The 24,524-nt window shown below is 60.1% G+C and carries 18 protein-coding genes; 3 read left to right on the forward strand and 15 right to left on the reverse strand.

Annotated features, from left to right (window positions below; all coding sequences use genetic code 11):
• Positions 1 to 238: 238 nt before the first annotated feature.
• The 10 genes from DWX63_RS06810 to DWX63_RS06855 all read right to left on the reverse strand — a co-directional run bounded on the left by DWX63_RS06810 (position 239) and on the right by DWX63_RS06855 (position 11,827).
• Positions 239 to 706, reverse strand: coding sequence for a YfcE family phosphodiesterase (locus DWX63_RS06810; RefSeq protein ID WP_117821523.1), 468 nt, complete (start codon positions 704 to 706; stop codon positions 239 to 241).
• 96 nt (positions 707 to 802) lie between these two features.
• Positions 803 to 1,519: a LytTR family DNA-binding domain-containing protein gene (locus DWX63_RS06815; RefSeq protein ID WP_006235156.1), complete on the reverse strand. Its 717-nt coding sequence runs from the start codon at positions 1,517 to 1,519 to the stop codon at positions 803 to 805.
• 96 nt (positions 1,520 to 1,615) lie between these two features.
• The gene (locus DWX63_RS06820) at positions 1,616 to 2,935 is read right to left on the reverse strand and encodes a histidine kinase (protein WP_117843211.1); all 1,320 of its coding nucleotides are present in this window, start codon (positions 2,933 to 2,935) and stop codon (positions 1,616 to 1,618) included.
• The gene (locus DWX63_RS06825) at positions 2,932 to 4,119 is read right to left on the reverse strand and encodes a glycosyltransferase (RefSeq protein ID WP_055285281.1); all 1,188 of its coding nucleotides are present in this window, start codon (positions 4,117 to 4,119) and stop codon (positions 2,932 to 2,934) included. The genes DWX63_RS06820 and DWX63_RS06825 overlap by 4 nt, the downstream gene beginning before the upstream one ends.
• A 171-nt stretch (positions 4,120 to 4,290) precedes the next feature.
• Complete coding sequence (locus tag DWX63_RS06830; RefSeq protein ID WP_117843212.1) at positions 4,291 to 5,550, reverse strand: MFS transporter; 1,260 nt, start codon at positions 5,548 to 5,550, stop codon at positions 4,291 to 4,293.
• A 101-nt stretch (positions 5,551 to 5,651) separates the two neighbouring features.
• On the reverse strand, positions 5,652 to 6,596 hold the full coding sequence (locus DWX63_RS06835; protein ID WP_117843213.1) for a zinc dependent phospholipase C family protein: 945 nt from the start codon (positions 6,594 to 6,596) through the stop codon (positions 5,652 to 5,654).
• A 92-nt stretch (positions 6,597 to 6,688) separates the two neighbouring features.
• Positions 6,689 to 7,423 carry a LytTR family DNA-binding domain-containing protein gene (locus tag DWX63_RS06840; RefSeq protein WP_117843214.1) on the reverse strand — a complete coding sequence of 245 codons (735 nt, stop codon included), beginning with the start codon at positions 7,421 to 7,423 and terminating at the stop codon, positions 6,689 to 6,691.
• A 40-nt stretch (positions 7,424 to 7,463) separates the two neighbouring features.
• On the reverse strand, positions 7,464 to 8,849 hold the full coding sequence (locus DWX63_RS06845) for a histidine kinase (RefSeq protein WP_233514498.1): 1,386 nt from the start codon (positions 8,847 to 8,849) through the stop codon (positions 7,464 to 7,466).
• A 117-nt stretch (positions 8,850 to 8,966) separates the two neighbouring features.
• On the reverse strand, positions 8,967 to 10,244 hold the full coding sequence (locus DWX63_RS06850) for an amidohydrolase family protein (RefSeq protein ID WP_117655955.1): 1,278 nt from the start codon (positions 10,242 to 10,244) through the stop codon (positions 8,967 to 8,969).
• A gap of 131 nt (positions 10,245 to 10,375) precedes the next feature.
• Positions 10,376 to 11,827, reverse strand: a complete 1,452-nt coding sequence (locus DWX63_RS06855) for an APC family permease (RefSeq protein WP_117646630.1) — start codon at positions 11,825 to 11,827, stop codon at positions 10,376 to 10,378.
• 356 nt (positions 11,828 to 12,183) lie between these two features.
• Between DWX63_RS06855 and DWX63_RS11510 the strand changes: the two genes are divergently transcribed.
• Positions 12,184 to 13,185, forward strand: coding sequence for a C39 family peptidase (locus DWX63_RS11510; RefSeq protein WP_233514499.1), 1,002 nt, complete (start codon positions 12,184 to 12,186; stop codon positions 13,183 to 13,185).
• A 134-nt stretch (positions 13,186 to 13,319) separates the two neighbouring features.
• Here DWX63_RS11510 and arcC read toward each other — a convergent pair whose 3' ends face one another.
• Positions 13,320 to 14,282 (reverse strand): carbamate kinase, encoded by a 963-nt coding sequence (gene arcC, locus DWX63_RS06865; RefSeq protein ID WP_006235166.1) that lies wholly within the window; start codon positions 14,280 to 14,282, stop codon positions 13,320 to 13,322.
• Between the two features lie 435 nt (positions 14,283 to 14,717).
• On the opposite strand from arcC, the gene DWX63_RS11225 reads away from it, so the two are divergent.
• Together DWX63_RS11225 and DWX63_RS06870 are read left to right on the forward strand one after the other, a co-directional pair.
• Positions 14,718 to 14,867: a hypothetical protein gene (locus tag DWX63_RS11225; protein ID WP_158551673.1), complete on the forward strand. Its 150-nt coding sequence runs from the start codon at positions 14,718 to 14,720 to the stop codon at positions 14,865 to 14,867.
• Between the two features lie 107 nt (positions 14,868 to 14,974).
• On the forward strand, positions 14,975 to 16,336 hold the full coding sequence (locus DWX63_RS06870) for an ATP-binding protein (protein WP_117584183.1): 1,362 nt from the start codon (positions 14,975 to 14,977) through the stop codon (positions 16,334 to 16,336).
• A gap of 436 nt (positions 16,337 to 16,772) precedes the next feature.
• Here DWX63_RS06870 and nifJ read toward each other — a convergent pair whose 3' ends face one another.
• The 4 genes from nifJ to DWX63_RS06890 all read right to left on the reverse strand — a co-directional run bounded on the left by nifJ (position 16,773) and on the right by DWX63_RS06890 (position 24,449).
• Positions 16,773 to 20,312, reverse strand: coding sequence for a pyruvate:ferredoxin (flavodoxin) oxidoreductase (nifJ, locus tag DWX63_RS06875; protein WP_055250750.1), 3,540 nt, complete (start codon positions 20,310 to 20,312; stop codon positions 16,773 to 16,775).
• Between the two features lie 448 nt (positions 20,313 to 20,760).
• Positions 20,761 to 21,699 (reverse strand): FHA domain-containing protein, encoded by a 939-nt coding sequence (locus DWX63_RS06880; protein ID WP_117584186.1) that lies wholly within the window; start codon positions 21,697 to 21,699, stop codon positions 20,761 to 20,763.
• Between the two features lie 3 nt (positions 21,700 to 21,702).
• A complete protein-coding gene (locus DWX63_RS06885; RefSeq protein WP_117843216.1) occupies positions 21,703 to 23,547 on the reverse strand; it encodes a hypothetical protein in 1,845 nt (614 codons plus the stop codon).
• Entirely contained in the window at positions 23,544 to 24,449 is a 906-nt protein-coding gene (locus tag DWX63_RS06890) for a hypothetical protein (RefSeq protein ID WP_117564927.1), read from the reverse strand. The genes DWX63_RS06885 and DWX63_RS06890 overlap by 4 nt, the downstream gene beginning before the upstream one ends.
• Positions 24,450 to 24,524: the final 75 nt, after the last annotated feature.

Below are 24,524 nucleotides of genomic sequence, written 5' to 3' on the forward strand. Positions count from 1 at the left end.
CGGAAAGCACATTAAGTGCTTTCCTTTGCGTGCGGAACTCGCGACAAACTTAACCCCCGCCCCCAGCCCCGGAGACCCTCCCTGCCGTCACTTTCTTCAACCAGTTCTTGTTGCTCGCCGCTTCGCGGCTCGGCGGCCCCGTTCTCCGTGGCGGGGGTGTCTTAGATTCTTGTTGGGACTCTGCCTTTGGCTCAAAGAAAACGGGAGATGCGTTGTGCATCCCCCGTTTTTGTTGCGGTTAGTCCAAGTCAATAAACTTGGTGCTTATGATCTTGCCGTCTTTGACGAGCATTCTGGCCATGGTGGGGCCTCGGGTGCCTCTGGGGTAGCTGGCGCTGCCCGGGTTGAGGACTAAGCAGCGGCCCACTTGGGCTTCTTTGGTTACGTGGGTGTGACCGTTGATGGCTACGTCTACGGATCCCACCGGAAGGTCTTCGCGGTAGTGGGCTACGGCGAATTTGAGGCCTTCGTAGGTAAAGAGCGCAAGACGGTCTACGTCGGGGCCGTAGTCGCGGTAGTAATCGTTGTTGCCCAATACGGCCCGCACGGGGGCGATGGTGCATAGGTGCTCGTAGTCCATCTCTGACGTAAGGTCGCCGGCGTGGATGATCAGGTCTGCGCCCTCAAGCTCATCCAAGAGCGCAGGCGATAAATAGCCGTGGGTGTCCGAGATGATGTCGATACGCTTGGCGCTTGCGCTGTTCATGGGATCCCTTCCGCAAAAAACGATTCGGCAGATACATACAAAAAAGGCCCCACGGCCCCGCAGACGATGGGTCTACAGGGCTGCGGGGCCAGTGTGCTAGAGACTCAGAGCCTTCTTGAGCGGCACGACGCGGCGGCGAGAAACCGGCACGCGTTCGTCGACGCCCGTAATGCCCAGCTGGATGGCGCCCGAGGGCACCGTCTCGACGTCCGTAACGCACGCCAAGTTGACGATATAGCGGCGGTGAACACGGAAGAAGCCAAAGTCGCAGAGCTTGGCCTCAAACTGCGCCAGCGAGGTCGTCGACAAAAAGCGATCATCGACGGTATAGATGCAGGAGTAATCGTCCTTGGCCATGATAAAGCGAATGTCGTCCACGGGAATGAGCACCTTGCGGCCGCCCTTTTCCACCGGGATACGCTCGATGGTCACCTTGCTGTCCGTAACCGGCTTGGCGCGTTGCATGACCTTCTCGATCGCGCGATCCAAGCGAGCTTCCTCGACCGGCTTCATCAGATAATCGACGGCATCCACGTCGAATGCCTCGACCGCATGGTCGCTATACGCAGTCACAAACACGATCGCCGGCGGATTTTTGAGCTTATGCAGCGCCTCGGCAAGTTGCAGGCCCGAGGCACCGGGCATCGAGATATCGAGAAACACGACATCCACGCGACTTTCCATAAGCATCTCGATGGCGGAGCGGACGCTCGACGCCTCCGTGATCGTGCCGATCTTGCCCGTTTGCTCGAGCAGGAAGCGAAGCTCCGAGCGAGCCGGCGCCTCATCATCCACAATCATCGCACGCAGCATAGGGATAAAACCTTTCGTCAACTAACTACGCCGGGCATCCGTCGCATGACGTTGAGCCCGTAGCTTTTTATTTTACTCTTGAATGTCAAAGATGCTCTATGACAAATCAAGATGAAGAAGCACTTTGGTGCCCTTGCCCGGCGCCGATTCGACACGCGTATAGGAGTGCGGCCCAAAAAAGCGATGGATGCGCTCCGAAATATTGTGCATGGCCACACCGGCGCCGCCACCCTGGGGAGAGCTGGCGTCGGGACGGGCAGAGCGCTCGTCAAACAGTCTGGCGGCGGTACCCTCATCCATGCCCACGCCATTATCGGCCACGGCAATCAAGATTGCATCCTCGCCGTCTTGGTGAACGGTCACGTCGATCCTCAGGGCGTCGTCATCGCCCATACCATGACGCACAGCGTTCTCGACAATCGGCTGGATCACGAACGCCGGCACCAGCGTATCTTCCACATCCTCGGACACATCGAACGTCGCAAGCACGCGGTCCTCGCCAAAGCGGGCCTTCTCAAAGGTAAGGTAGCGCTTGGTCTGTGCGACCTCGCGCGAGACCGGAATAAGCGATCCCGAGTTGTCGAGCGTGGCGCGATAGAACGATGAGAACTCACGAAGCAGTTCGCGGGCCCTCAGCGGGTCGGTGCGCGTAAACGATGCAATGGTGTTCAGCGTGTTGAACAGGAAGTGCGGGTTAATCTGCGCCTGCAGCGCACGCACCTCGGCGCGCGCCGTGAGTTCCTTTTGCACCTCGAGCTCGTGGATGGCGAGCTGCGTGGACAAGATCTCGGCAAAGCCCGAGGCAAGCGCGTACTGGGTACGGTCGACGGCGCGCGGGGTCTTGTAGTAGAACTTGAGCGTGCCGACGGTACGATCGCCCACCTTGATGGGGGCGATAATGCCGGCGGGGACTTGGTTGTGTGAGCCGTCCGAGCCCACGACATCCACCATACGGTTGAACGACTGCACGATGCCATGTTCGATAACGTAGCGTGTGGCAAGCGTGTGGATGGGAGAATCTGGCAGTAGTTTTTCCTCAAACTCGCCCGCGCAGGCAAGCACGTTGTCCTCGTCGGTGATGGCCACCGTCATGGCGCGCGTCTCGGGCAAAATGCGCTGGCACACCAAACGCGCCGACTCCTGTGTCAAACCGCCCTTAATACCCTCGAGCATGGCCGAGGCCACCGAGAGCGTCTCCTCGGTGTACTGGGAGCGCACCGAATCGGGATTGAGCGTCAAAAAGATAAAGATGCACAGAAAGATGCACAGCAGCGCGCAGGCAATCACCGTGGCAATCGGCTCGATTCCGGTCGCCAAGGCAAAAATAAAGTACACCAACACGCAAATGGCGCAGGCAACGGCAATGATGCGAAAGATTGATATTGAACTATCGCGCTGGGCGCGGCGGTCGATCATTCGGCCCCCTCCAGGATACTGATCAGTTGTGCGTCACGCCAAAGCCCGTCCATGATCTTGGGCCAAAAGCTCTGGAAACGCAGGTAGCTTGCAGCGTTTTGGCGTGCATAGGCCTTTGCCTCGTCGATACCATGGCGCCAGATGCGCAGGTAGCCCTCATGCTCGCGGGTAAACACGCTGCGGACCATAGCGGTCTTGCGCACGCGGTCGTCGAGCTCACGCGAAATCCACGGGCCCGGGTAGGGCATGAGCGATGCCGCCGTAACGGGAATGAGCTCCTTTTGATGCGCGGCGAATGTCAACTTGGCCCGTTCGTAGTACCAACGGTATACATCCTGCATAAAGCGCGGTGAGCGCTTTTCGGACTCCGGAGGCAGATGGCGCACGGTCCACTCGTTATCGAACCACACGTCGTAGCCAAACATGCGCATGTTAAAGAGGTAATCCAAGTCCTCGCCGCGGGTGATAAACGGGTCAAAGGCCACACGCGTAAAGGCGCGGGCGTGCAGGGCCATCAGGCCGCCGCACACGTAGTTGGAGCGCGAGATGCGGGTGCCCGAGAGCGCCTTTTTCATCCAACGGTTGAACTCGATGCGCTTGGTCCACCAACGATGGCAGATGCCCGCCTTGTCCGTGGGAGCCAGCGGCGAGCCGTCGCGATCGTAGAAATAGCCGCTCTTGACCAAGATCGGCAGGCCCTGACGCGTCTGCTGACCCAGCGCGTAGGTCGCGCGCTTCATAAAGTCGGCATCGATGACAGTCTCATCGTCATCCAAAAAGATAACCGCGTCATGCCCCAGCACAGCGGCACAAGCTAGCCCCATGTTGCGGATGGCACCGTAGCCTCGCAGGCTCACGCACTCGCCCGAACCCTTAGGCGCAATCTGAGCAACCCGGTCTGCGATGCGCGAGGCCTGGGTGTTGGTGACAACGGTGACCTTGAGCGTGGGATGCGCGTCGACAATCTCGTGCACGCGCAGCGACACATCGGCTGTGGCAGAAACGGGACAGACCACCAAAAGGATGATGCGCGGGATGTCACGTACCTGCTCAAGCGAGGCCAGGCAGCGGTCGAGTTCGGGATTGTCGGCGTTGAGTCGCGTCGAATGGTCATAGGTGCCAGGGGCGTTTGCGCAAGCGTCATCGCCCGCCCAATACGTTGGAATCACGACCGTGGCGTTCATGCCTTACCCTCCCTGCAACACAAAAACGGGACGCCGCCAAACACAGGCGACGCCCCGCGACCTAGCTGATTCCATCATACCCACTTGGGCAAATCATTGCTCGCAAGTCGCAATGTTTATTGCGGATAACCCCAAAAGAGTACCGTGGACAGGCACAATAGCCGCTCACTCCTATGCGGCATGCTCTGCCGCCCGAGTCATGCGGGACAGGCGGACCAGCAGCATAAAGCCAACGACCAGCAGCACACCAATGGAAAGGACGCCCAGCGACGGGTTGCCGGTCAGCGAGGTGACGATCGACACCAGGAAGGTGCCCATAACGCTTGCATAGCGGCCAAAGATGTCAAAGAAGCCGTAGTACTCGTTGGACTTTTCCTTGGGAATAATGCGGCCAAAGTAGCTGCGGCTGAGCGCCTGCACGCCGCCCTGGAACAGGCCGACCATAATGGCAAGCACCCAAAACTCAAAGGCGGTCTTTAGGAAGAACGCGGCGAACAGCACAATGCCCATATAGGCGGCGACTGCCACCAATATCATGTTGAGCGTGCCCACGCGGCCGGCGAGCTTGCCGTAGATGATGGCGGACGGAAAGGCCACGAACTGCGTGACGAGCAGCGCCAGGACCAACTGGGTCGAATCGATGCCCAAGGCCGATCCGTAGCTGGTTGCCATGGAAATGACCGTGTGCACACCGTCGATGTAGAAGAAGAACGCGATCATGTAGACCAGCACGGTCTTGTTGTGGGCGATCTCGCGCATGGTGTGTCCGACCTCGGAGAACACACCGCCCACGATGTGGCCGATGGTGTCCTCGGGACCGCGCTCGCGACCGTACTTTTGCTTATAGGTGCGAATGAGCGGCAGGGTAAAGATGAGCCACCAGGCACCAGTGATGATAAACGACAGACGCGTTGCCAGCATGGTGGGGACGCCAAGAGCGGGGCCACCCATGATAAGCGCCAAGCAGATGATGAACGGCACGGTGGAACCGATGTAGCCCCAGGCATAACCCGAGCTGGACACGGCGTCCATGCGCTCGTCGGTGGTAATGTCGGGCAGCATAGCGTCGTAGAACGTCATAGAAGAGTTAAGGCCGATGGTGCACAGCACGTACACGGTCAAAAATGCCATGGCGGACATTGGGATAGCCTGCGCCAGGCAAAGAACCAGGCCCGTGAGGAAGAAGCCCAAGAAGAACTTGATCTTGTTGCCGGCGTAATCGGCAAGCGCGCCCAGAATGGGCATGAGCATGGCAATGACCAGCGAGGCAATCGTCTGAGCGTTGCCCCAAGCGACCACCAGGTCTGCCGAGGAAGCACCGGTATTGATGGCGTTAAAGTAGATGGGCACCACCGAGGTATTGAGCAGCACGAGGGCTGAGTTTCCCACATCGTACATGACCCAGTTACGCTCGAGCTTGGTGTATTTCATGGACAGGGACCCTTCGTATTCGCCCGATATGCAGTTAGTTCATCGTACCCCAATTGTCCAGAAGCGCCGGTAAGGATTCGGCAAAGGGGCACGCATGGGCCCTACTCCTCGCGGTCGAACTCCTCGTCGGCGCCGAGCACGCGACCGCTGTAATTGACATGGTTGGTCACGGCTTCCATATCGCCGGTCTCGATAAAGCGGGCAACCGTGCACTCGTAATCGAGCAGCGCGCGGTCAAAGACCTCGGGGAAGCTCTCGGTCGAGACTTCATCGGTAAAGGGGTTCTTCCATGCCAAGTGGCCCAGGTTGCCGGTACGCTCGGGCAGCTCGGTCGTCACGCGGTGCGCAAGGCCGTCGAGCAGCGAATAATCGTGCACCAAGCCCTCAACCAGCGAGATCGCGCGCGTCTTTACGGAGCCGGCCGGCTCAATCGCGCGGTAAAGTCGCTGCATATTGGCAACGGCAGCACCGTACTCCCCCGCCGGAATGTCAATGCCGTACACGCGTCCGGCAACATAGCTCATCAGCACGCCGGCCACGCGATTGATGCGATCGGTGGTGACGATCTCGCCCGCCGGCGGATAATCCTCGACCGTGGCCCCGTCACGTTTAAGCTGCAGCATCAGCACGTCCAGGTCGCTTTCGAGCACGGCGTGAACTTGACTGCCCGAAGCCTCGAGCTCGGGGTCGGACTCAACAATGCCAAACTGCTGCTCGTAGACAAAGGGGTGGGCATTGCGGTCGAGCACATAGTGCGACAGCAGGCCCAGCGCAAAGGCGCGACCCAGGTTGGCATCGCGCGGCTGCAGGTGCGACACGCCGTCGCGCAGGCACGCGAACTGGCGAGACATGCGCGACCGGTGCATGACCTGCGCCAGCAGCGTGCAGTCGGAAACACGCGGTGTCAGAATGTGAAAGAAAAACGGGTCGGGGCCTTGGTTGCCCAAGATAAAGGCAATGCGCTCTTCATCGGACGCGATGACGCCCTGCGGAAGACGGTCGATGCTTTCCTCGCCAAACAGATGATGGGTGATAAGCGCGGGCATAATGATCCTTTCGATTTCATTCGATGCCACCCATTATGCCCACCGCGCGCCCATGCCAAACCTGCGATGGTAAACGACGGCACGCAAGCCTCTTACGCAAGCCCCAGGTGCGACTTGACCTCGGCGGCACGACGACGGGACACCGGCACCGTCGAGCTCACGCGGTCGAGCCTGAGCTCCATCAACCCCGTGGAGCCAATCTCAACATTGTGCACGTCTTCCAAATTGACCAGATAGCTGCGATGAACGCGAATAAAGCCCTCGGAGCCCAAGCGACGTTCGAGCGAAGAGATCGACTCATTGATCAGATATGTTCCCTCGGCGCAGACGGCGTTGCAAAAATCGGCACGCGCCTCAAAGTAGCAGACATCCGCCACGGGGATGAACACCTTTTTGCCCCCGCGATCCACCGTCAGGCGCAAGGGCTGGCGCGGATCATGGACGACACGACGAACGCCCAGGGCGGCCTCGATCTTATCGAGCGCCTTTGACAGGCGGGCATCCTCGACCGGCTTGACGACGTAATCAATGGCATCGAGGTTATAGGCATCGGCCGCATACTCGGCAAATGCCGTCACAAACACCACGACCGGCGGCGTTTTTAGGTTCTGCAGCGTCTCGGCAAGCTCGATTCCCGAGCGGCCGGGCATCGTGATATCCAAAAACAGCACGTCGGGCTTGTTCGACAGAATCGACTCCACGGCCTCGGTGACATTGCCCGCCTCGGCAATCTGTCCCACACGTGCATCCTTTTCCAGCAGATAACGTAGCTCAGCCCTAATAGGAGGCTCGTCATCAACCACCAAGATGTTCCATCCCTCGGACATATGCGCTTCCCCTCTTTTTTTCTCTCAATCCAACTGCGCGCTACACCTTCATCGGCGCCGGCTCATGCGGCTCGCCGTTCAGCTCGACGATGACCTGCGTTCCCACGCCCTCCTGGGACTTCACGCGCATGCCCGAATCTTCTCCGTAAAAGAAATGGATGCGCTGAAGTACGTTAAAGAGCGCCAGGCCGCAACCTCGCTTGACGGAACCGTCGGCGGTAATGCTCTCGGGCTCCTCTCGGCGATGCTGCTCAAACAGATGCGCGCAGACTTCTTCGCTCATACCGATGCCGTCATCTTCGACGATGATCTCCAAGCCGTCATCGGTCTCAAAAGCCCTAACATGAATAGAAAGCGGCTCGGTCTCGCGCTGCGCATGCTTGATGCAGTTTTCGAGCAGCGGCTGCAAGATAAACGGCGGCACCATGCTGTCGCGCACCTCAAAGTCGATATCGACCGAGACGCGCAGACGGCCGTCGCCATACCGGGCCTGCATAAGGTTGATGTAACGAGTGCCCTGTTCCACCTCGTGCTCGAGCGTTGTGAGGGTATCGGAATCGGACAGTGTCTGACGGTAGTAATTGGAAAAGTCGATGAGCAGCGACCTGGCCTTGTCCGGCTCGGTACGCACGAGCGACACGATGATGCTGATGGTGTTAAACAGAAAATGAGGATCGACCTGCGATTGCAAGGCGCGCAGCTCCACGCGAGCTGTAAGCTCGTCCTGGCGCTCGAGCTCAAAGCTCGCAAGCTGCGTGGAAATGAGGTCGGCAAAGCCCGAGGCAAGCGCCGTCTGGCGCATATCGATGCTGCTCAGACGGGGATAATACAGCTCGAGCGTGCCCACGCAATGCCCGCGCACGGTCAGCGGCGCGACAATGCCGGCGCGCAGACGGGGAAAATAGCCGCCCGTCTCATTGGAGGCGTCACGCGAAAATACACTCTGTTCGCCAGACTCGATCACGTTGAGCGTGGTCTTGAGCACGACCGGGGTGCCGGCAGGGCACTTTGCCGAGTCCTCGCCCCAGCTTGCCAACACCTGTTTGCCATCGGTAAAGCAGATGGCAGAGGCGATGGTCTCGGACAGGATAATTTTAGAGGCGCCCAGGGCCGCTTCGGGCGTAAGGCCACGCGACGTGTAGGCGAATATTTTTGATGCGATGGCGAGCGTACGGTCGGTTGCGCTCGATGTGAGGTCGTCGGGGACCACAAAGACGTACGAGAAAAAGAAGCACAGCATGACCAGGCCGGCAATAACGACAACGCCCGGAACGGGATTGGGATTATCGGTTAAATCCCAGATAAGCAGCAGGATAAGCGCCGGAACGACAATACCGAGCAGGATGGCCTGAACCACATGCTGGGCCGTACGAAAGACCTTGGTAGAGTTGTAGCTCTTGCCCAGAATCAGCCTGTTTAAATCCACCGTCGTCCCCTCTTGTCCGTAGCACCCATAGCAATAAAGAGGGCCGCAAGCGACCCTCTCCATTGCATTATGCAATCAAAAACTGTGTTTTACATCAAGCCATCGACAAACGGTATCTTAGGCGCTGTATTTGTTAGCCTCACCAAAAGTGCCAGCCTCGACGATCCAGCCGTCCTTCATGATGACGTCCATGTTGTCGGTGTTGAGCACGTGAATGTCAGCGGCGACGTCACCGTTGACGACCAGCAGGTCGGCGCACTTGCCGGCCTCGATGGAACCGGTCTCGTCCTCGATGTGGCACATCTTGGCACCGTTGAGGGTAGCGCAGGTGATGGTCTCGACCGGGGTGAAACCGATCTTGTCGACGAACTCGTACATCTCCTCGATGGAGCAGGTGCCGTACGGGGTGACGAAGGAGAAGGAGTCGGAGCCGATCGTCATGACGACGCCGCGCTTCTTGGCCTCGCGCAGGCAGTCGTAGTTGCGCTGCAGCTCCTTCTCGACCAAGGTGCCCTCGTACTTGTCGTGCAGCTCGGGGACGTAAACGGGCGGATAGGTGGCGTACCAGGTGGGCAGGAAGGCAATCGTCGGGGTGAAGAAGGTGCCCTGCTCGGCCATGAGGTCCATGGTGCGCTCATCGATATCGAAGCCGTGAATCAGCTGCTCGCAGCCAAAACGGACGGAATCGTAGGCAGCGGCGTGGTTGTTGTAGCAGTGGCTCCACACGGGTATGCCGACCATCTTTGCCTCTTCGACCACGGCCTGGATCTCCTCGGAGCAATAGTGCTGGTCGCGACCGGAATCCCAACGCCAGATGCCGCCACCGGTAGCCCAGATCTTGATGGCATCGGGGTTCTCGCGCAGGCGACGACGGACGGCCTTGCGCAGATCCCAAGGACCATCGACCTGGTCGCCCCAGGGATGGGATTCCTTGTTGAGCTCCTGAGTGCAGTGGTGGGAGTCACCGTGGCCGGCAACGCGGCAGAAGCCAAGACCAGTGGCCAGAACGCGCGGGCCCTTGAAGACGCCCTTGTCGATGCAGTCGCGAATCTGGATACCAAAGCGGCCGATCTCGCAGACGGTGGTGAGGCCGTGGGTGAGGCAGTCGTAGGCCTGCTTGACGGCGACGGCTTGCTTCTCGAGGAGCGGCTGCATGACCCAGTCGGTGTCATCGTCGGTCAGGTTGCCCGAGAAGTGCAGGTGGGTGTCGATCAGGCCGGGAAGGACGGTCTTGCCGGCGGCGTCGATAACCTCAACGCCCTCGGGAAGGTCCTGCATAGCACCGGCATACTCGATCTTGCCGTTGTCGTCGACGAGAACGAGGGAGTTCTCGACCGGCTCGGCACCGGTACCGTCGATGAGCTTGCCGCCAACGATTGCGTACTTAGTGGACATGGTTCCTCCTTATGGATCCATATAGTGGGCGAGGCCATGTTGGGTTATGGCCTCACAAAGCTACCCAAGTGGTGCCGGGTTCGGTGCGCGGAAGAGAGGGGTCCGCGCACCCGATCCGCCCCGGCTCGGCGTTATTTTTTGCGGGAATTGGTGAAGGCCATGAGGGCCAGGCCAACGGCCAGCCAGCCGATCACGATGCTCCACTCCACCATGTTGAGGGAGGCGGGAGAGAATGGGACCACGAGCAGGCCAATGATGACGGCGCAGGCAGCGACAGCGAGGCTGATGCCAAACTTGCCGCCGGGCACCTCGTAGGGACGAGGCAGGTCGGGCTCGGTGAAGCGCATGCGCAGGCAAGCGAGGGCGACCATGCCGCAGGAGAAGATGAAGGCGAGAGCCGACACGTTGGTCAGAGGGATGAGCATGTTCTTGCCCAGGAACGGACCGATGACGGTGATGACGCCCAGAACGGCGCAGGCGAGCTTGGGAGCGCCGGACTTGGGATCGACCTCGGCGAACTTCTCGGGCAGCTGGCCCTTGCGGCCCATGGCGAGCATGATGCGGCTCGTGGCGCCGTAGAAGGAGTTCATCGGGCCCATGGGTCCAAGCGTGGCGATGACGAGCATGGCCAGGTACAGGAGCATGTTGATGCCCTTGAGGCAGGCAAGCGCGGGAACCGGGCTCTTAACAAACTCATGCCAGTCGAGGATGGTGCCGAACGAGTAGATGCAGACCATGTAGAAGCCGCCGGCGGCCAGCAGGGCCAGGGAGATGATCTTGCCGAACTTGTTCCAGTTGAGGCCCTCGGCTGCTTCCTCAGCCTGCTGAGGAATGGTATCGAAGCCGGCGTAGAAGAACGGGGTCAAAACCAGGACCGACACGATGCCGGCGAACAGGCTGGTGCCCTCGGTAGCGGGCTTGCCGCCGCCAGCACCGGTGACCTGGGAGAACACGGGCATGGCGTGTTCCGGCGAACCGGTGAACAGCGAGACACCCATGGCGAGCAGCATGCCGCAGAGCAGAGCCTTGGTCAGGAAGGCCTGGAGCTTGGCGGCCGAGCTGGCACCGCGGAAGTTGAGGAAGATGACGTAGACTGCAAAGCCGAGCGCGATTAGCGTCGGGAACAAGTAAACGTCGGCGCCCAAGATGGTGTAGAGCTTGACGGCGCGCAGCCACTCAAGACCGGGCAGGCTGCCGAACATCTCGGACACGAGGGTCGAAATGGCGATGGCCTCCCACGGGCACAGGATGCCGTTGCCCAGGGCCAGGAGCCAACCGGTGATGTAGCTCAGCGTACGGCCAAAGCTACGGTCGACATACTCGACGATGCCGCCCGAGATGGGGATAGCAGCCGTGAGCTCACCGAAAACAGCTCCGACGGGCACGAGGAAGATTGCACCCAAGAGGAATGCGATCATAGCGGGAACGGGACCGCCGCCCACGACCATCCAGTCGCCGACCTGCAGGACCCAACCAGTACCGATGATGGCACCGAAACCGATGGTGAAGAAGTTCCAGAGCGAAAGCGTTTTCTTCATGCCGCCGTTACCTTCGACTGCAACTTCTGCGTTCTTGTCCGCCATTGTTCCCCTCCTTTCCTTATTGACGCCTCTTTGGCGTCACCCCTTGCGCGGTCTGTTTTGCCGCGCGCTTTTATTTCGTGGCTTTAAGATACGGCCTTGGCACAGCAGCGCCGCTTGTGGCTCGACCGAAGGCAGAACTGCAAAACGAGCGGCGCCGTTTTTGGGACGAACGGCGGAAGACGTCATTCGTCTTGGACGCTTTCATCTTGTCTGCTTTTGAATACCTGTTGCCGTGACGCTTGGCGCGCGGCGCGGCAACGTTCATACCATTTGTCAGGCTTTTGGCGCACATACCCATGTGTCGCGCCTCTTTTTATGTAGGATAGACAAGTTACACATGAGGCAAGGTGATTCGAATGGCATATGGATACAATGACGGCGACCAACGGCCACAAAGCGTGCGCCTTGCCGGCCGCACCACGCCAACGCCCAGAAGCACCTCCGACAACGACAACCCGCAGCGCCCCCAAGAGCAGCTCGGGGCTTCTTCGCGGCAACAAAGCCGTACCGTGCAGCAGTCAGACCGCATGAGTACGAGCACACGCCAACGCCAGACCGACACATCGCAGCCACGCCGCTACGATCGCCGTAAGACCGACTACTACGTTAAGCGCTCCTTTTCGCGATCTCAACGCGATCGCGGCAATTCCGCCCCTCACCCCGCGTCGCATACCACAAGCCACACGCTTCCGGCCCGCCGCCTACGTCTTGCGCTTTGCTCCATCGCCGCCTGCCTCGTCTTTGTGTTTTTGGGATCCTGTATCTCCCACGGGTCAGCCGGTCTTGAGCCCACTGCCGAGGACAAGCTGCTTAAAGCTCCCGTCGCGCCCGGCTACTCATTTGCTTTTTCGACCCCGCGCTCGCAGTGGAGTGCCGGCACCATGCCCCACATCTACCAAATTGACCCCGCATGGTCGGAGCTGCCCTATGCCGGCGGCACTATTCGCGAAAACGCTTGCGGTCCCACTTGCCTCACCATGGTCTATATCTTTAAGACCGGCCACACCGATAAGACGCCGGTCGATATATGCACACTGGCCGAAGCCGGCAACTACGCCCCCACTGGTGCCACCGAGTGGTCGTTTATGACAGGCGGTGCGTGGCAGCTGGGACTCAACGGAACACAGCTCTATAACGATCGTGAATCGATTACCCAAGCACTTCGCGCGGGTGCGCCCGTTATCGCCGCAGTGCGCCCCGGTACGTTTACCAACGTAGGCCACTACATCGTGCTCTACGGCATCGACGATGCCAACCAGATTGGCGTCTACGACCCCAACTCGGCCAGCCGCAGCGCCCGTCGCTGGGGCGTCGTAGAGGTCCTTAACGAAGTCGAAGCCATGTGGGCCTACTACTAGTCGTTTAAGAATGTCCCCAATGACTAGGTGAATAGCAAAAGCCCCGCAGCCGGAGCGGACTGCGGGGCTCATGAAGAGAGGCTAGTTTGTGGGCGCTTTGCCTGGCGCCCACGAGAGAGGCAACAGAGCAGAGACTACTCGTGGATGCGGGTACCGGAGAGGCCGGCCATGGTCTCGGCGGCCTTGTCCAGTGCGCCGATGATGCAGGTGCGGCCCTTGCGGGAACGCGCGAACTTGATGGCAGCGCGGACCTTGGGCTCCATGGAACCCTTGCCGAACTGGCCCTCGTCGGCCAGGCGCTCGGCCTCGTCGGCGGTGAGGTCCTCGAGCTCCTCCTGGTTGGGCTTGCCAAAGTTGATGGCGACATGCTCGACGGCGGTCAGCAGGAACAGAACGTCGGCGTCGCAGTCCTCGGCCAGCAGCTCGCCGCCCAGGTCCTTGTCGATGACGGCGGGAACGCCCTTGTAGCAGCCCTTGTTCTCGTAGTCGCGGACGACGGGGATGCCGCCGCCACCGCAGGCGATGACGATGAACTCGTTGTCGAGCAGGTTGAGGATGGAGTCAGCCTCGACGATCTTCTTGGGATCGGGGGAAGCGACGACGCGACGCCAGCCGCGGCCGGAATCCTCGACGAAGACCTTGGAGGGATCCTCGGCCATGAACTCCTTGGCCTGCTCCTCGGTGTAGAAGGGGCCGATCGGCTTGGTCGGATTCTTGAACGCGGGATCGTCGGGATCGCACTCGATCTGGGTGACGACGGTGGCGGCGTGCCAACGCTTATAGCGCTTGTGCATCTCGCGGCCGATGCCCTGCTGCAGGTGGTAGCCGATGTAGCCCTGGGACATGGCGCCGCACTCGGGCAGCGGCATCTCGGGGGTACCGATGGCATCGTGGGCAGCGGCGAAGGCGTTCTGGATCATGCCGACCTGCGGGCCGTTGCCGTGGGTGATAATGATCTCGTTGCCCTGCTCGATAAGACCAAGGAGAGCGTGGGCGGTGTTGCTCACGGCCTCGATCTGCTCGACGGGGTTGTTGCCGAGGGCGTTGCCGCCGAGGGCGACGACAATACGATCGGGCTTGCCAAGAGGCTTAGACATTGCTGGAATCCTTTCTGTAAAAGGCCTACAACCCATTAATAACCCGCGTCCGTGCGATACGCGAGTTTATTAAGGTTTATATTCTCTTTATCGCTCATTTTATTCATTTTGAAAATACCTAAGCGGCGAACGGTCGATTTTACCCGCTCAGCGTAAAGAAGCCCAGTTCAGGCATATCTACGCCATTTACGTGCAACTTTATTTAAATAGAGCAGGGATTAGACCAGATTATGCAAACTATATCTTTGCTAAACACAAAACGGACAGCGCAATATCTTACTCGCACTATACGCGATTCTATACATTAATTTGACGAGTATGCACCCCTGCAAAAACATGGGGCTTTTCATCCAACATAAGGGATAGCCGATCGCGCTTCACCCCGCGGCAAGCGACTGCGAGTTCGCAGTATGGAACTTTACCGTCGGCTTCTGCATGAACGCTGCCGACGCCCTTTCGCTCCTGCGCGCCCAAGCAGCCGAGAACGCTAACGGCGCCACTGCCAACCTGGCCACCCTCAACAACGGCGCCGCCAGCCTTTTCGCAAAGTACCGTGCTGGCTCGCTGGCTTTGAGGCCTAAGTGAGCTTTGCTATTTGCCAATTTTTGTATGATTTGGGTCAAATCTATTTGTCATTTTTTGTATGATTAGGGGCAAATCTATTTGCCAATTTTTGTCAATGAGGTGTTTTAATGCTACGCCGCAAGGTCACTGATAGGCTTTTGAGCTGGAAGAATAACTCCCATAAGGCCCTGCTTGTTACCGGTGCGCGTCAGATTGGCAAGAGCTATGCGATTCGCGCGTTTGGAAAGAGCAACTACGCTTCGTATTATGAGGTCAATCTGCTACTTGATGCCGAGGCAAGAGACGTACTTGTTGGCGCTAAGAACTCCATTGACTTCATCAACCGTGTGGCCCTTCTTGCGGATGCACCGCTTGTTGAAGGAGACACGCTTATCTTCGTCGATGAGATTCAGGAGTATCCGCAGATCGTTACACTTATGAAGGCGCTGGTCGAGGACGGACGCTTTAGCTATGTCTTCTCGGGGTCTATGCTTGGGACTGAGTTTAAGGGGATCTCTTCTTTTCCGGTAGGGTATGTCGAGCACATTGTTATGCGGCCGATGGATTTTGAAGAGTTTTGTTGGGCAAACAGCGTCAGCGAAAATGTGCTTGCAGATATTCGCAGCCGCCTTGTCGAGAGACGTCCCGTCGAAAACTATATTCATGAGGCGATGCTCAAAAACTTTAGAGCCTATATCGTTTGCGGCGGCATGCCGGAGGTCGTTCAGAACTATATCGATTCGGGCTATTCGCTCGTGAGAACGCGTGAGCTTCAAATTCAGCTAGTCGATCAGTACAAAAGCGATATCTCTAAATATGCATCGACTCGAGCGTTTAACGTTCGCTCCATTTTCGAGCAAATTCCCGTTCAGCTTGAGGCGGAGTCCCATCGCTTTATCGTCTCGTCTCTAGGCGAGGGAGCTCGTCTTCAAAAATACGAGCAGGATTTCCTATGGCTGGTGAACGCAGGCGTTGGATTGATGGTCCCCCAGGTGACGGAGGCACGAAGCCCTCTCAAGAGGACGGAGAAAACGACGGCCTTTAAACTATACGAGTCCGATACAGGTATGCTCGCATCGCGGTATCCCGGCAGCACGGCACGCGCCGTCTACCTTGACATGAAAACCCCCAACCTCGGCGGCCTCTATGAGAACGTGGTCGCACAGGAACTCGTTGCCCTCGGAGCAGATACGTGGTACTACCAAACGCGTGAGGTCGGTGAAGTCGACTTTGTAATCGAAGGTGCCCGCGGGCATGTTGTCCCAATCGAAGTCAAATCGGGCAAGAAAGTTCGAGCACATGCAGCCCTCGACCGTTTGATGAGTGTGGGCGAGTACAAAATTCCCGAGGCCGTTGTGCTGAGCCACGAAAACCTTTGCAAAGAGGGCAAGATCCTTTACGTTCCAATCTATATGACATTCTGTCTCGATGAGTTTATGGAAAAGGACGACCCCAACAACGATTTCTCGTTTGCACCCATATCTCTCTAGGTCATCTGAGTCCGCAAGCCAGCCCCCACGCCCAAAGTACTGCGCCTTTCGCGCCAAAGGCGCGAAACAGCAAGGGGATAGAAGGCAGCGACAACCAACTCCCCCACTATGCCCAAAGTGCTGCGATGTTTCGCGCAAAGCGCGAAACAGCACTGGGGCAGCAGAAGGCCACAATCAGCTAGCCCTCCATGCCCAAAGTGGCGCGTGGTTTCGCGGCCACGCCGCGAAACAGCGACCGGGACAAGGCACCCCCACAGCCACATCCTTCATTCAGCCCCACAATCCGAGGACGTAGTCGTAGCAGGATCTGAGGGCTGACCTTCGCGGACACTCCGCAGGACGAAAGAACCCCCGCCGCACGTTAGTGCGCAGCGGGGGTTCTTTCATGTCCGAGGACGTCCGCGAAGGTCAGCCCTCAGATCCTGCGGTGGGAGACCTAGGCCTCGTTGTACACCGTCTTGAGCTTCAGCAGGTGAGCGTAGCGGTCCATAGCGGCCTGCTCGTTCTCCTTGAAGAGCTCCTCGGCACGCTCGGGGAAGGAACGCGTCAGCGAAGCGTAACGGGCCTCGTTCATCAGGAACTCCTGATAACCGCCCGCGGGCTCCTTGGAATCGAGCGAGAACTTCTTGCCGGCAGCAGCCTCGGGGTTGAAGCGGAAGAGGTTCCAGTAACCGCACTCGACAGCCTTCTTCATCTCGGCCTGGCAGTTCTGCATGCCGCCCTTCTTGATGGAGTGCATCTCGCAGGGGCTGTAGCCGATGATGAGGGACGGGCCGTCGTAGGCCTCGGCCTCGTGGATGGCCTTGAGGGTCTGAGCCGGGTTGGCGCCCATGGCAACCTGTGCCACGTAGACGTAGCCGTAGCTCATGGCAATCTCGGCCAGAGACTTCTTCTTGGTCACCTTACCGGCAGCGGCGAACTGAGCGACCTGGCCCAGGTTCGAGGCCTTGGAGGCCTGACCGCCGGTGTTGGAGTAGACCTCGGTGTCGAAGACGAAGACGTTGACGTTGTGGCCGGAAGCCAGGACGTGGTCCAGGCCACCGAAGCCGATGTCGTAGGCCCAACCGTCGCCGCCGAAGATCCAGAAAGACTTCTTGGTGAGGTAAGCCTTGTCGGCGAGGATCGCCTTGGAAGCGTCGCAGCCGCACTTCTCGAGCTCGGCAACGTAGGCAGCGGCAGCGGTCTTGGAGGCCTCGGCGTCGTTGACGGAGTCGATCCAAGCCTGGCCGGCGGCCTTGAGCTCATCGGACGGACCATCGGCAGCGATGATGTCCTGGGTAGCGGCGATCAGCTTGTGCTGAACGGCCTCATAGCCAACGGCCATGCCCAGACCATGCTCGGCATTGTCTTCGAACAGGGAGTTGTTCCACGCCGGGCCGTGACCGTCCTTGTCCTTGCAGTAAGGAGCGGTGGCAGCGGGGTTGCCCCAAATGGAGGAGCAGCCGGTGGCGTTGGAGATGAACATGCGGTCGCCGGCAACCTGGGTCACCAGACGTGCATAGGCGGTCTCGGCGCAGCCGGCGCAGGAGCCGGAGAACTCCAGGTAGGGCTGCTTAAACTGGCTGCCCTTAACGTTGGCCGCGATGAGCTCCTTCTTCTCGGAGACGTTCTCGACCATGTAGTCCCAAACGGGCTGCTGGTCCATCTCCTGCTCGGTGGGAACCATCTCGAGGGCGCCCTTGGGGCAAACCTTGACGCAGTTGGTGCAGCCCATGCAGTCGAGCGGGGACACGGCCATGGTGAACTTCATGCCCTTGGCCTTGGGGCCCATGGCGTCGAGCGTGCGGGTAGCCTCGGGCGCGGCGGCAGCCTCGTCCTCGGTCATCGCGAACGGACGGATGGTGGCATGCGGGCACACATAGGCGCACTGGTTGCACTGGATGCACTTGGTCTCGTCCCAGTGAGGAACGACCACGGCGACGCCGCGCTTCTCGTATGCGGAGGCGCCCAGCTCAAACTGGCCGTCGGCGCAACCGACGAAGGCGGAAACGGGCAGGCTGTCGCCATCCATGCGATCGATGGGCTCGAGCAGGTTCTTGACCTGCTGGGCGATGGCGGACTTGGTCTCCTCGGAGAGCTCGACGGGAGCGGCGTCCTCGGCGGTAGCCCAGTCGGCCGGAACCTCGAACTTACGGAAAGCGGTAGCGCCGGCATCGATGGCCTTGTGGTTGGCGTCGACGATAGCCTGGCCCTTCTTCATGTAGGACTTGGTAGCCGCGTCCTTCATGTACTGCAGGGCGTCCTCGGCGGGCAGGACCTTGGCCAGCGCGAAGAAGGCGGACTGGAGCACCGTGTTGGTGCGCTTGCCCATGCCGACCTTGGCCGCCAGGTCGATAGCGTCGATCAGGTAGACGTTGACGTTGTTGTTCGCGATGTAGCGCTTGGCCACGGCGGGCATGTGCTCGGCGAACTCCTCGTCGCTCCACTGGCAGTTGACCAGGAAGGTGCCGCCCGGCTTGACGTCGCGGACCATCTTGAAGCCCTTAACGATGTAGCTAGGGTTATGGCAGGCGACAAAGTCGGCCTTGGTCACGTAGTACGGCGAGCGGATCGGGGAATCACCAAAGCGCAGGTGCGAAACGGTGACGCCGCCGGTCTTCTTGGAGTCGTACTGGAAGTAGGCCTGAACGTACTTGTCGGTGTGGTCGCCGATGATCTTGATCGAGTTCTTGTTGGCGCCGACGGTACCGTCGCCACCCAGACCCCAGAACTTGCACTCGATGGTGCCGGGGGCTGCGGTGTTGGGCGCATCCTCGGCCTCGGGCAGGCTCAGGTTGGTCACGTCATCGACAATGCCGATGGTGAACTCGCGCTTGGGCTCGTCCTTCTTGAGCTCCTCGAAGACAGCGAAAGCGGACGCGGGAGGCGTGTCCTTGCTGCCCAGGCCATAACGACCGCCGACGACCTTGATGCCCGTCTTGCCGGCCTCGTAGAGAGCGGAGACGACGTCCTGGTAGAGCGGCTCGCCGATGGAACCCGGCTCCTTGGTGCGGTCCATGACGGCGATCTTTTTGACGGTCTCGGGGAGAACGTCGACGAAGTGCTTGATGGAGAACGGGCGGAACAGGCGAACCTTGACCAGACCGACCTTCTCGCCGTGAGCGTTGAGGTAGTCGATGACTTCCTCGAGCACGTCGCAGAAGGAGCCCATGCACACGACGACGCGATCGGCATCGGGAGCGCCGTAGTAGTTGAACAGGCCGTAATCGGTGCCGAGCTTCTCGTTGATCTTCTTCATGTAGCCCTCGACGACGGCAGGGAGCTCGTCGTAGACCTTGTTGCAGGCCTCACGGTTCTGGAAGAAGATGTCGCCGTTCTCGTGGCTGCCGCGGGTGTGCGGGTGCTCAGGGTTGAGCGCATGATCGCGGAAAGCCTGGACGGCGTCCATGTCGCACATCTCGGCAAGATCCTTGTAGTCCCACATGGCGACCTTCTGGATCTCGTGGCTGGTGCGGAAGCCGTCGAAGAAGTTAAGGAACGGGGTCTTACCCTCGATGGCGGCAAGGTGAGCCACCGGCGAGAGGTCCATGACCTCCTGGACGTTGCCCTCGGCGAGCATGGCGAAACCGGTCTGGCGGCAGGCCATGACGTCGGAGTGATCACCGAAGATGTTCAGGGCGTGGGAAGCGACGCAACGCGCGGAGACGTGGAAGACGCCCGGGAGCTGCTCGCCCGCGATCTTGTACATGTTCGGGATCATCAGGAGCAGGCCCTGAGAAGCCGTGTAGGTGGTGGTCAGAGCACCGGCGCCCAGCGAACCGTGAACGGTACCGGCTGCACCTGCCTCGGACTCCATCTCGACGACCTTGACCGGGGTGCCAAAGATGTTCTTGCGACCCTGGGCCGCCCACTGGTCGACATGGTCGGCCATCGGGCTGGACGGCGTAATGGGATAAATTCCCGCTACCTCGGTGTACGCATACGAAACATATGCGGCCGCCTCGTTGCCGTCCATAGACTTAAACTTACGCGCCATATACCCCTCTCCTCTCATATAGGTATACAGGCCCCGGCGATCGCCGGGATGTTGGCGTGATGGGATTTTCGCTGTTGCTTCCAATCATCTGGCAGGCAGACTGAGCAGCAGGTACATGGCATGGAGAGAAGGTGTGCCAAGGCGAGGGGCGCTTGCGCACCGCAGGCCCAGCTACCCGTCTTGCACATGGCCGAGCGCCGCAAAGGCCGCATGCCGGATGCTCCCGGGCACGCCCCGGCGATGGGAAGCGCCCGCAACGGAAATCCGCATGCGGGTTTATTGTACCCCGCCGTCAAGTGTAATTTCGACAAATATAGGCGGGCGGTAAAGGTTTACCTCGGGTGACCGTCAAGGGCCAAAATGGTCCCTCCATCCCCGGGCGACTGGCCCTGGCGCGCCAAGGAGTGTCCCCAAGTGCCGGCAGAAAAGGAACGTCCTTAACTGCCGGCTAGAGGGCACCGAAGAGGATGGCATAGGTAGTGGATTCGCCGAGCTTGAGCTCGTCGCCGGGATTGAGCTGGGCGGAACGGCCGGGCTCGACCTGAATGCAAACGCGCGTGGCCCCGTTTACCACCACGGTTCCGTTGGTGGACGACAAGTCCTCGACGTGCCAGATATTTTGAGCATCGCACCAGATATGGGCATGGCGGGCCGAGACATCGTCGCCGACGTCGGTAATATCGCCCTCACCAGTGGCCAGCGCGCCAATCTCAACACCCTGCTCACTCGGCTGAATCCAGCGCGGGGCGCTCACGACAAAACTGTTTTGCACGCGCAGCAAGCCCAAAGGGTGCGCCGGGGCGGGTTCGCGTTCGCCCGCAGTCAGCGACATGCCAAGCGAACGCGGCGTGGATGTGCCTCCGCCGCAGGTCGCGTTCGCGTAGTCGATGGCATAGTTCACCGAGGACCGCACATCCGCCGAACAACCGACGGCGACAAACAGCACCAGCACGACCTCGGCGCGCTCGGCGGGCATGAGTTCCGCCGCCTGGGACAGGCGATCGAGCGCGTTGCGATAGAGATTCGTGTCCTGGTGGCACTCTTCGAGCGCGCGTACCATCGGTTCACCTGCAGGACCGCACACCATATTGATTACAGCCGTGGAGTCCATGGGATTGCGCTGGCGCAGGGCCAGTTGCGACATAATACGCGCAGCCGAGGTACCGTATTCGGCAAAGTAGCGCTGCTGAAGCGTGCCGACCGGCGCGCGAACGATAAAGCGGGAAACCCAAGAGCGATCGGCGGCTCGGCTCTGCGGGCTGCGGCCGTCGGCGAGCGGACGGGACGAAAGCACCAAGCCGCACAGCTCGATATGGCTCAGATGCGCTGCGCGCTTAAAGATGTCAAACATGGCCCCGCATGGGGTGAGCTCAACTTGAGATGCCATGACCTAGGCCTCCTTGGTCGTAGAAATAGAATCGGACGATACTTCGACAGGTCCGCCAAAAGTACGGACAGCTGCGGCTCCACCGGCAAGCGGAGTCGCCATCTGGGCTTTTGTGCGTCGCGGTGCCGAAACGGGAAGTTCAAAGGCAAAGCCCATCGCAAGCAAAAACCACGTAAGCGTATAGGTTGCAACCAGAGCGGCAACAAGGCCGCCCATCACGGCGCGTTGGGAAAATACGCTACATGCAGCCACAACCAGCACCGGAACCTCGCAGGCAGAAAGCGCAAGCACACCCTGCAGGAAGCCCGAGCGCCGATCGTGCGCAAGTGCCCCCGCGGCAACGCCGGCTATGCCTGGCAGCGCCAACGCCAGTGCGGCAATAATACCCGGTAGCGACCCAGACCACACGAGCGATCCCAAAGTCGCCGTCACGCGAGCGCCCGACGCCAGCAGCGCGGCCGAAACCACGACCACAGCCCAAACCACGCCACAGACGACCGTCGCGCCGACCATCAGCGCGCGACGAACCGCGCGGCCAGACGCATCCATGGGGCACGGCGTGAGCGGCTCGCCGCGGAGCGAACGACCGACATTTTGCGCATAGTGGTCACAAAACGCCGAGAGCGCCGCCTCGACCGCCGCCGGCTCGGGACGATCTTTTTGATGGCTGGACAGACAGGCCATCACCACGTCGAACAGCTGGGCATCGACAAACGCCAGCGCATCGCGTAGCTCCTCGGAATCCGGCTCAAGCCCCAGCTGCTGGGCCTGCTCGGCCGCAGCGAGCGCCACATCGGGCTCACGACGAAGCAGCTGAGTCAAATCGCAACCGGGCGCATGGGCACCAATGGGATAGTCGGGCAGCGTGTCCATCTTGAGACGGTAGGGGCTGGCGATGTCGCGCGTCTTTTTGCGCGAACCCGAGGTGCCCGAAGTGCTCGGCGCGGCTTCGTATGGCGCGGCGCCGGCAATGAGCTCGTAAACCGTGCTTGCTGCGGCATAGACGTCGATCGCCGGCGACATACGCAAAGCGCGCAGGTCGGGAATATCGTCGGTGAGCATCTCGGGCGGGGCATAGGCAACCGTCGCGCGACGCAGCGTGGCATAGCGCTCCGTAAACGACGCCTTGCCGCCGGTACCGGCCACGGCCGACGCAGGCTCAAGCGCCAGCGACGAGCCAAAGTCGATCAGGCACAGGTCAAAGGTGCCCTCGGCAAGCTGCCGGTCAAGCGGTAGACGCGCCGTACGCACCATAATATTAGCGGGCGAGATATCGCGATGGACAAAGCCCTCGCCCACCAGGCTCATACGGCAGAGCAGATCGAACAGGTCGCGACCCAGACGCGCCGCCACAAGCGGCGATAGGCGGCCGGCATCGTCCACGGCAAAGCGCGAGCGCAAGCGGGCGAGCGTCTCGCCCTCGACCCATTCCATGACAATTGCAGGCACACCGTCGACCTCGCCCCAGCCATAGAGGCGGGGAAAGCCCTTAAGGCCCGAAAGGGCGCGATGGCATTCGTATTCCTCGCGAAACGCCGCTTTGAACTTGGCGACCAGCGCCTCATGGGCGGCGGCATCGTCAAACTCATCGCACGTTGGCAAGATGAGCTGCTTGAGTGCCACGGCCTCGCCTTGGGCGTTGACGGCACGCGTCACGCGGCCGATACCGCCACGGCGCATGGTGGCATCGTCGGCAAACAGCATCGTAAAACGACGCAGATAGGCAGGCAGTTCGTCCTGACCGAGCGCAATGGCCGGCTCAAACCCGTCGACACGCGCCAGGCGCAGGCCGACCATGGGATCGCGACCGAGCGATTGTGGTGTGGTGGATGCAAGATCGGTCATCATAGGGCAAGCGCCGCCACGTTATTGTTGAAGTTACCGAGCGCGACGTCATCATCGCCGTAATGGCCGACCCATTGACATAGGTTGGTGTAACAGCCCCACAGATTGGCATACTGCTGATACCACTTTGACCGGGGCGAGAATGTCTGACGACCGAACTCGGCTCGAATGACAAACATCTCCCCGACCAGGCTGTCGCACGGCCTGGGATCTCCCGTAGAGTTATAGGTCGAGACCACGTCATTGGCACGAGAAACATAGCCGTCGAGCATGTTGTACTTGGTCACAAGCCAGCTGTGAATGCTCTCTTCCTCAGCAGCGGAAAGGCCACCGGAGTTTGCATCGTTGTCAGTGTTGCCGCCCGTCGAGCCGCCGTTTCCAGACCCTCCGGCAGAGGAACCCGACCCAGAGCCACCGCCCGAACTCGACGAATCCGAGCCGGAGCCAGAAGTATCCGAGCTACCGGGCTTTCCGGACTGCTGGGCGTCCTGCTCCTTCTGCTGCTCGACCTTATTCACCGTTGCCGCCACGCTATTGTTGGACAACCGATCGATGATCTTGGTGTTGGTGAGCACGATGGTTTTGCCATTGGCAAGCGTGACTTCGTTGTCCGGGGCCTCGGCGCCGTCCGCGTCGCCGGTGCCAAACACAATATGCGCGACCACACTTGCCCAAGCATATCCAGTCGTGGTCCCCAGGTCACTTTTGACCTCATGCCCCACGCGCGGTTCGCGTGCGGCATGTGCCTGCATCATGGACGGCACGGTCATGCCATAGGCAGAAACGCCAGCTATGACCAGCACCAGCGAGCAAGACAGCAGTGCGTACGCCCGCGGCGCCAAGCCCAGTCGGCGTCGCATGCGCACCGCGGCGCCGCGCTTTGTCTGAGTGCCACCGGGCCGCATGCGTTCTCCTCCAACAAAAACACGCCGCTCGGGAGCGGCGCATTCATTCGAATCCATATTTGAGTGTATCAGCGA

It is taken from the genome of Collinsella sp. AF20-14LB (assembly GCF_003459505.1).
In the GTDB taxonomy this organism is placed as follows: domain Bacteria; phylum Actinomycetota; class Coriobacteriia; order Coriobacteriales; family Coriobacteriaceae; genus Collinsella.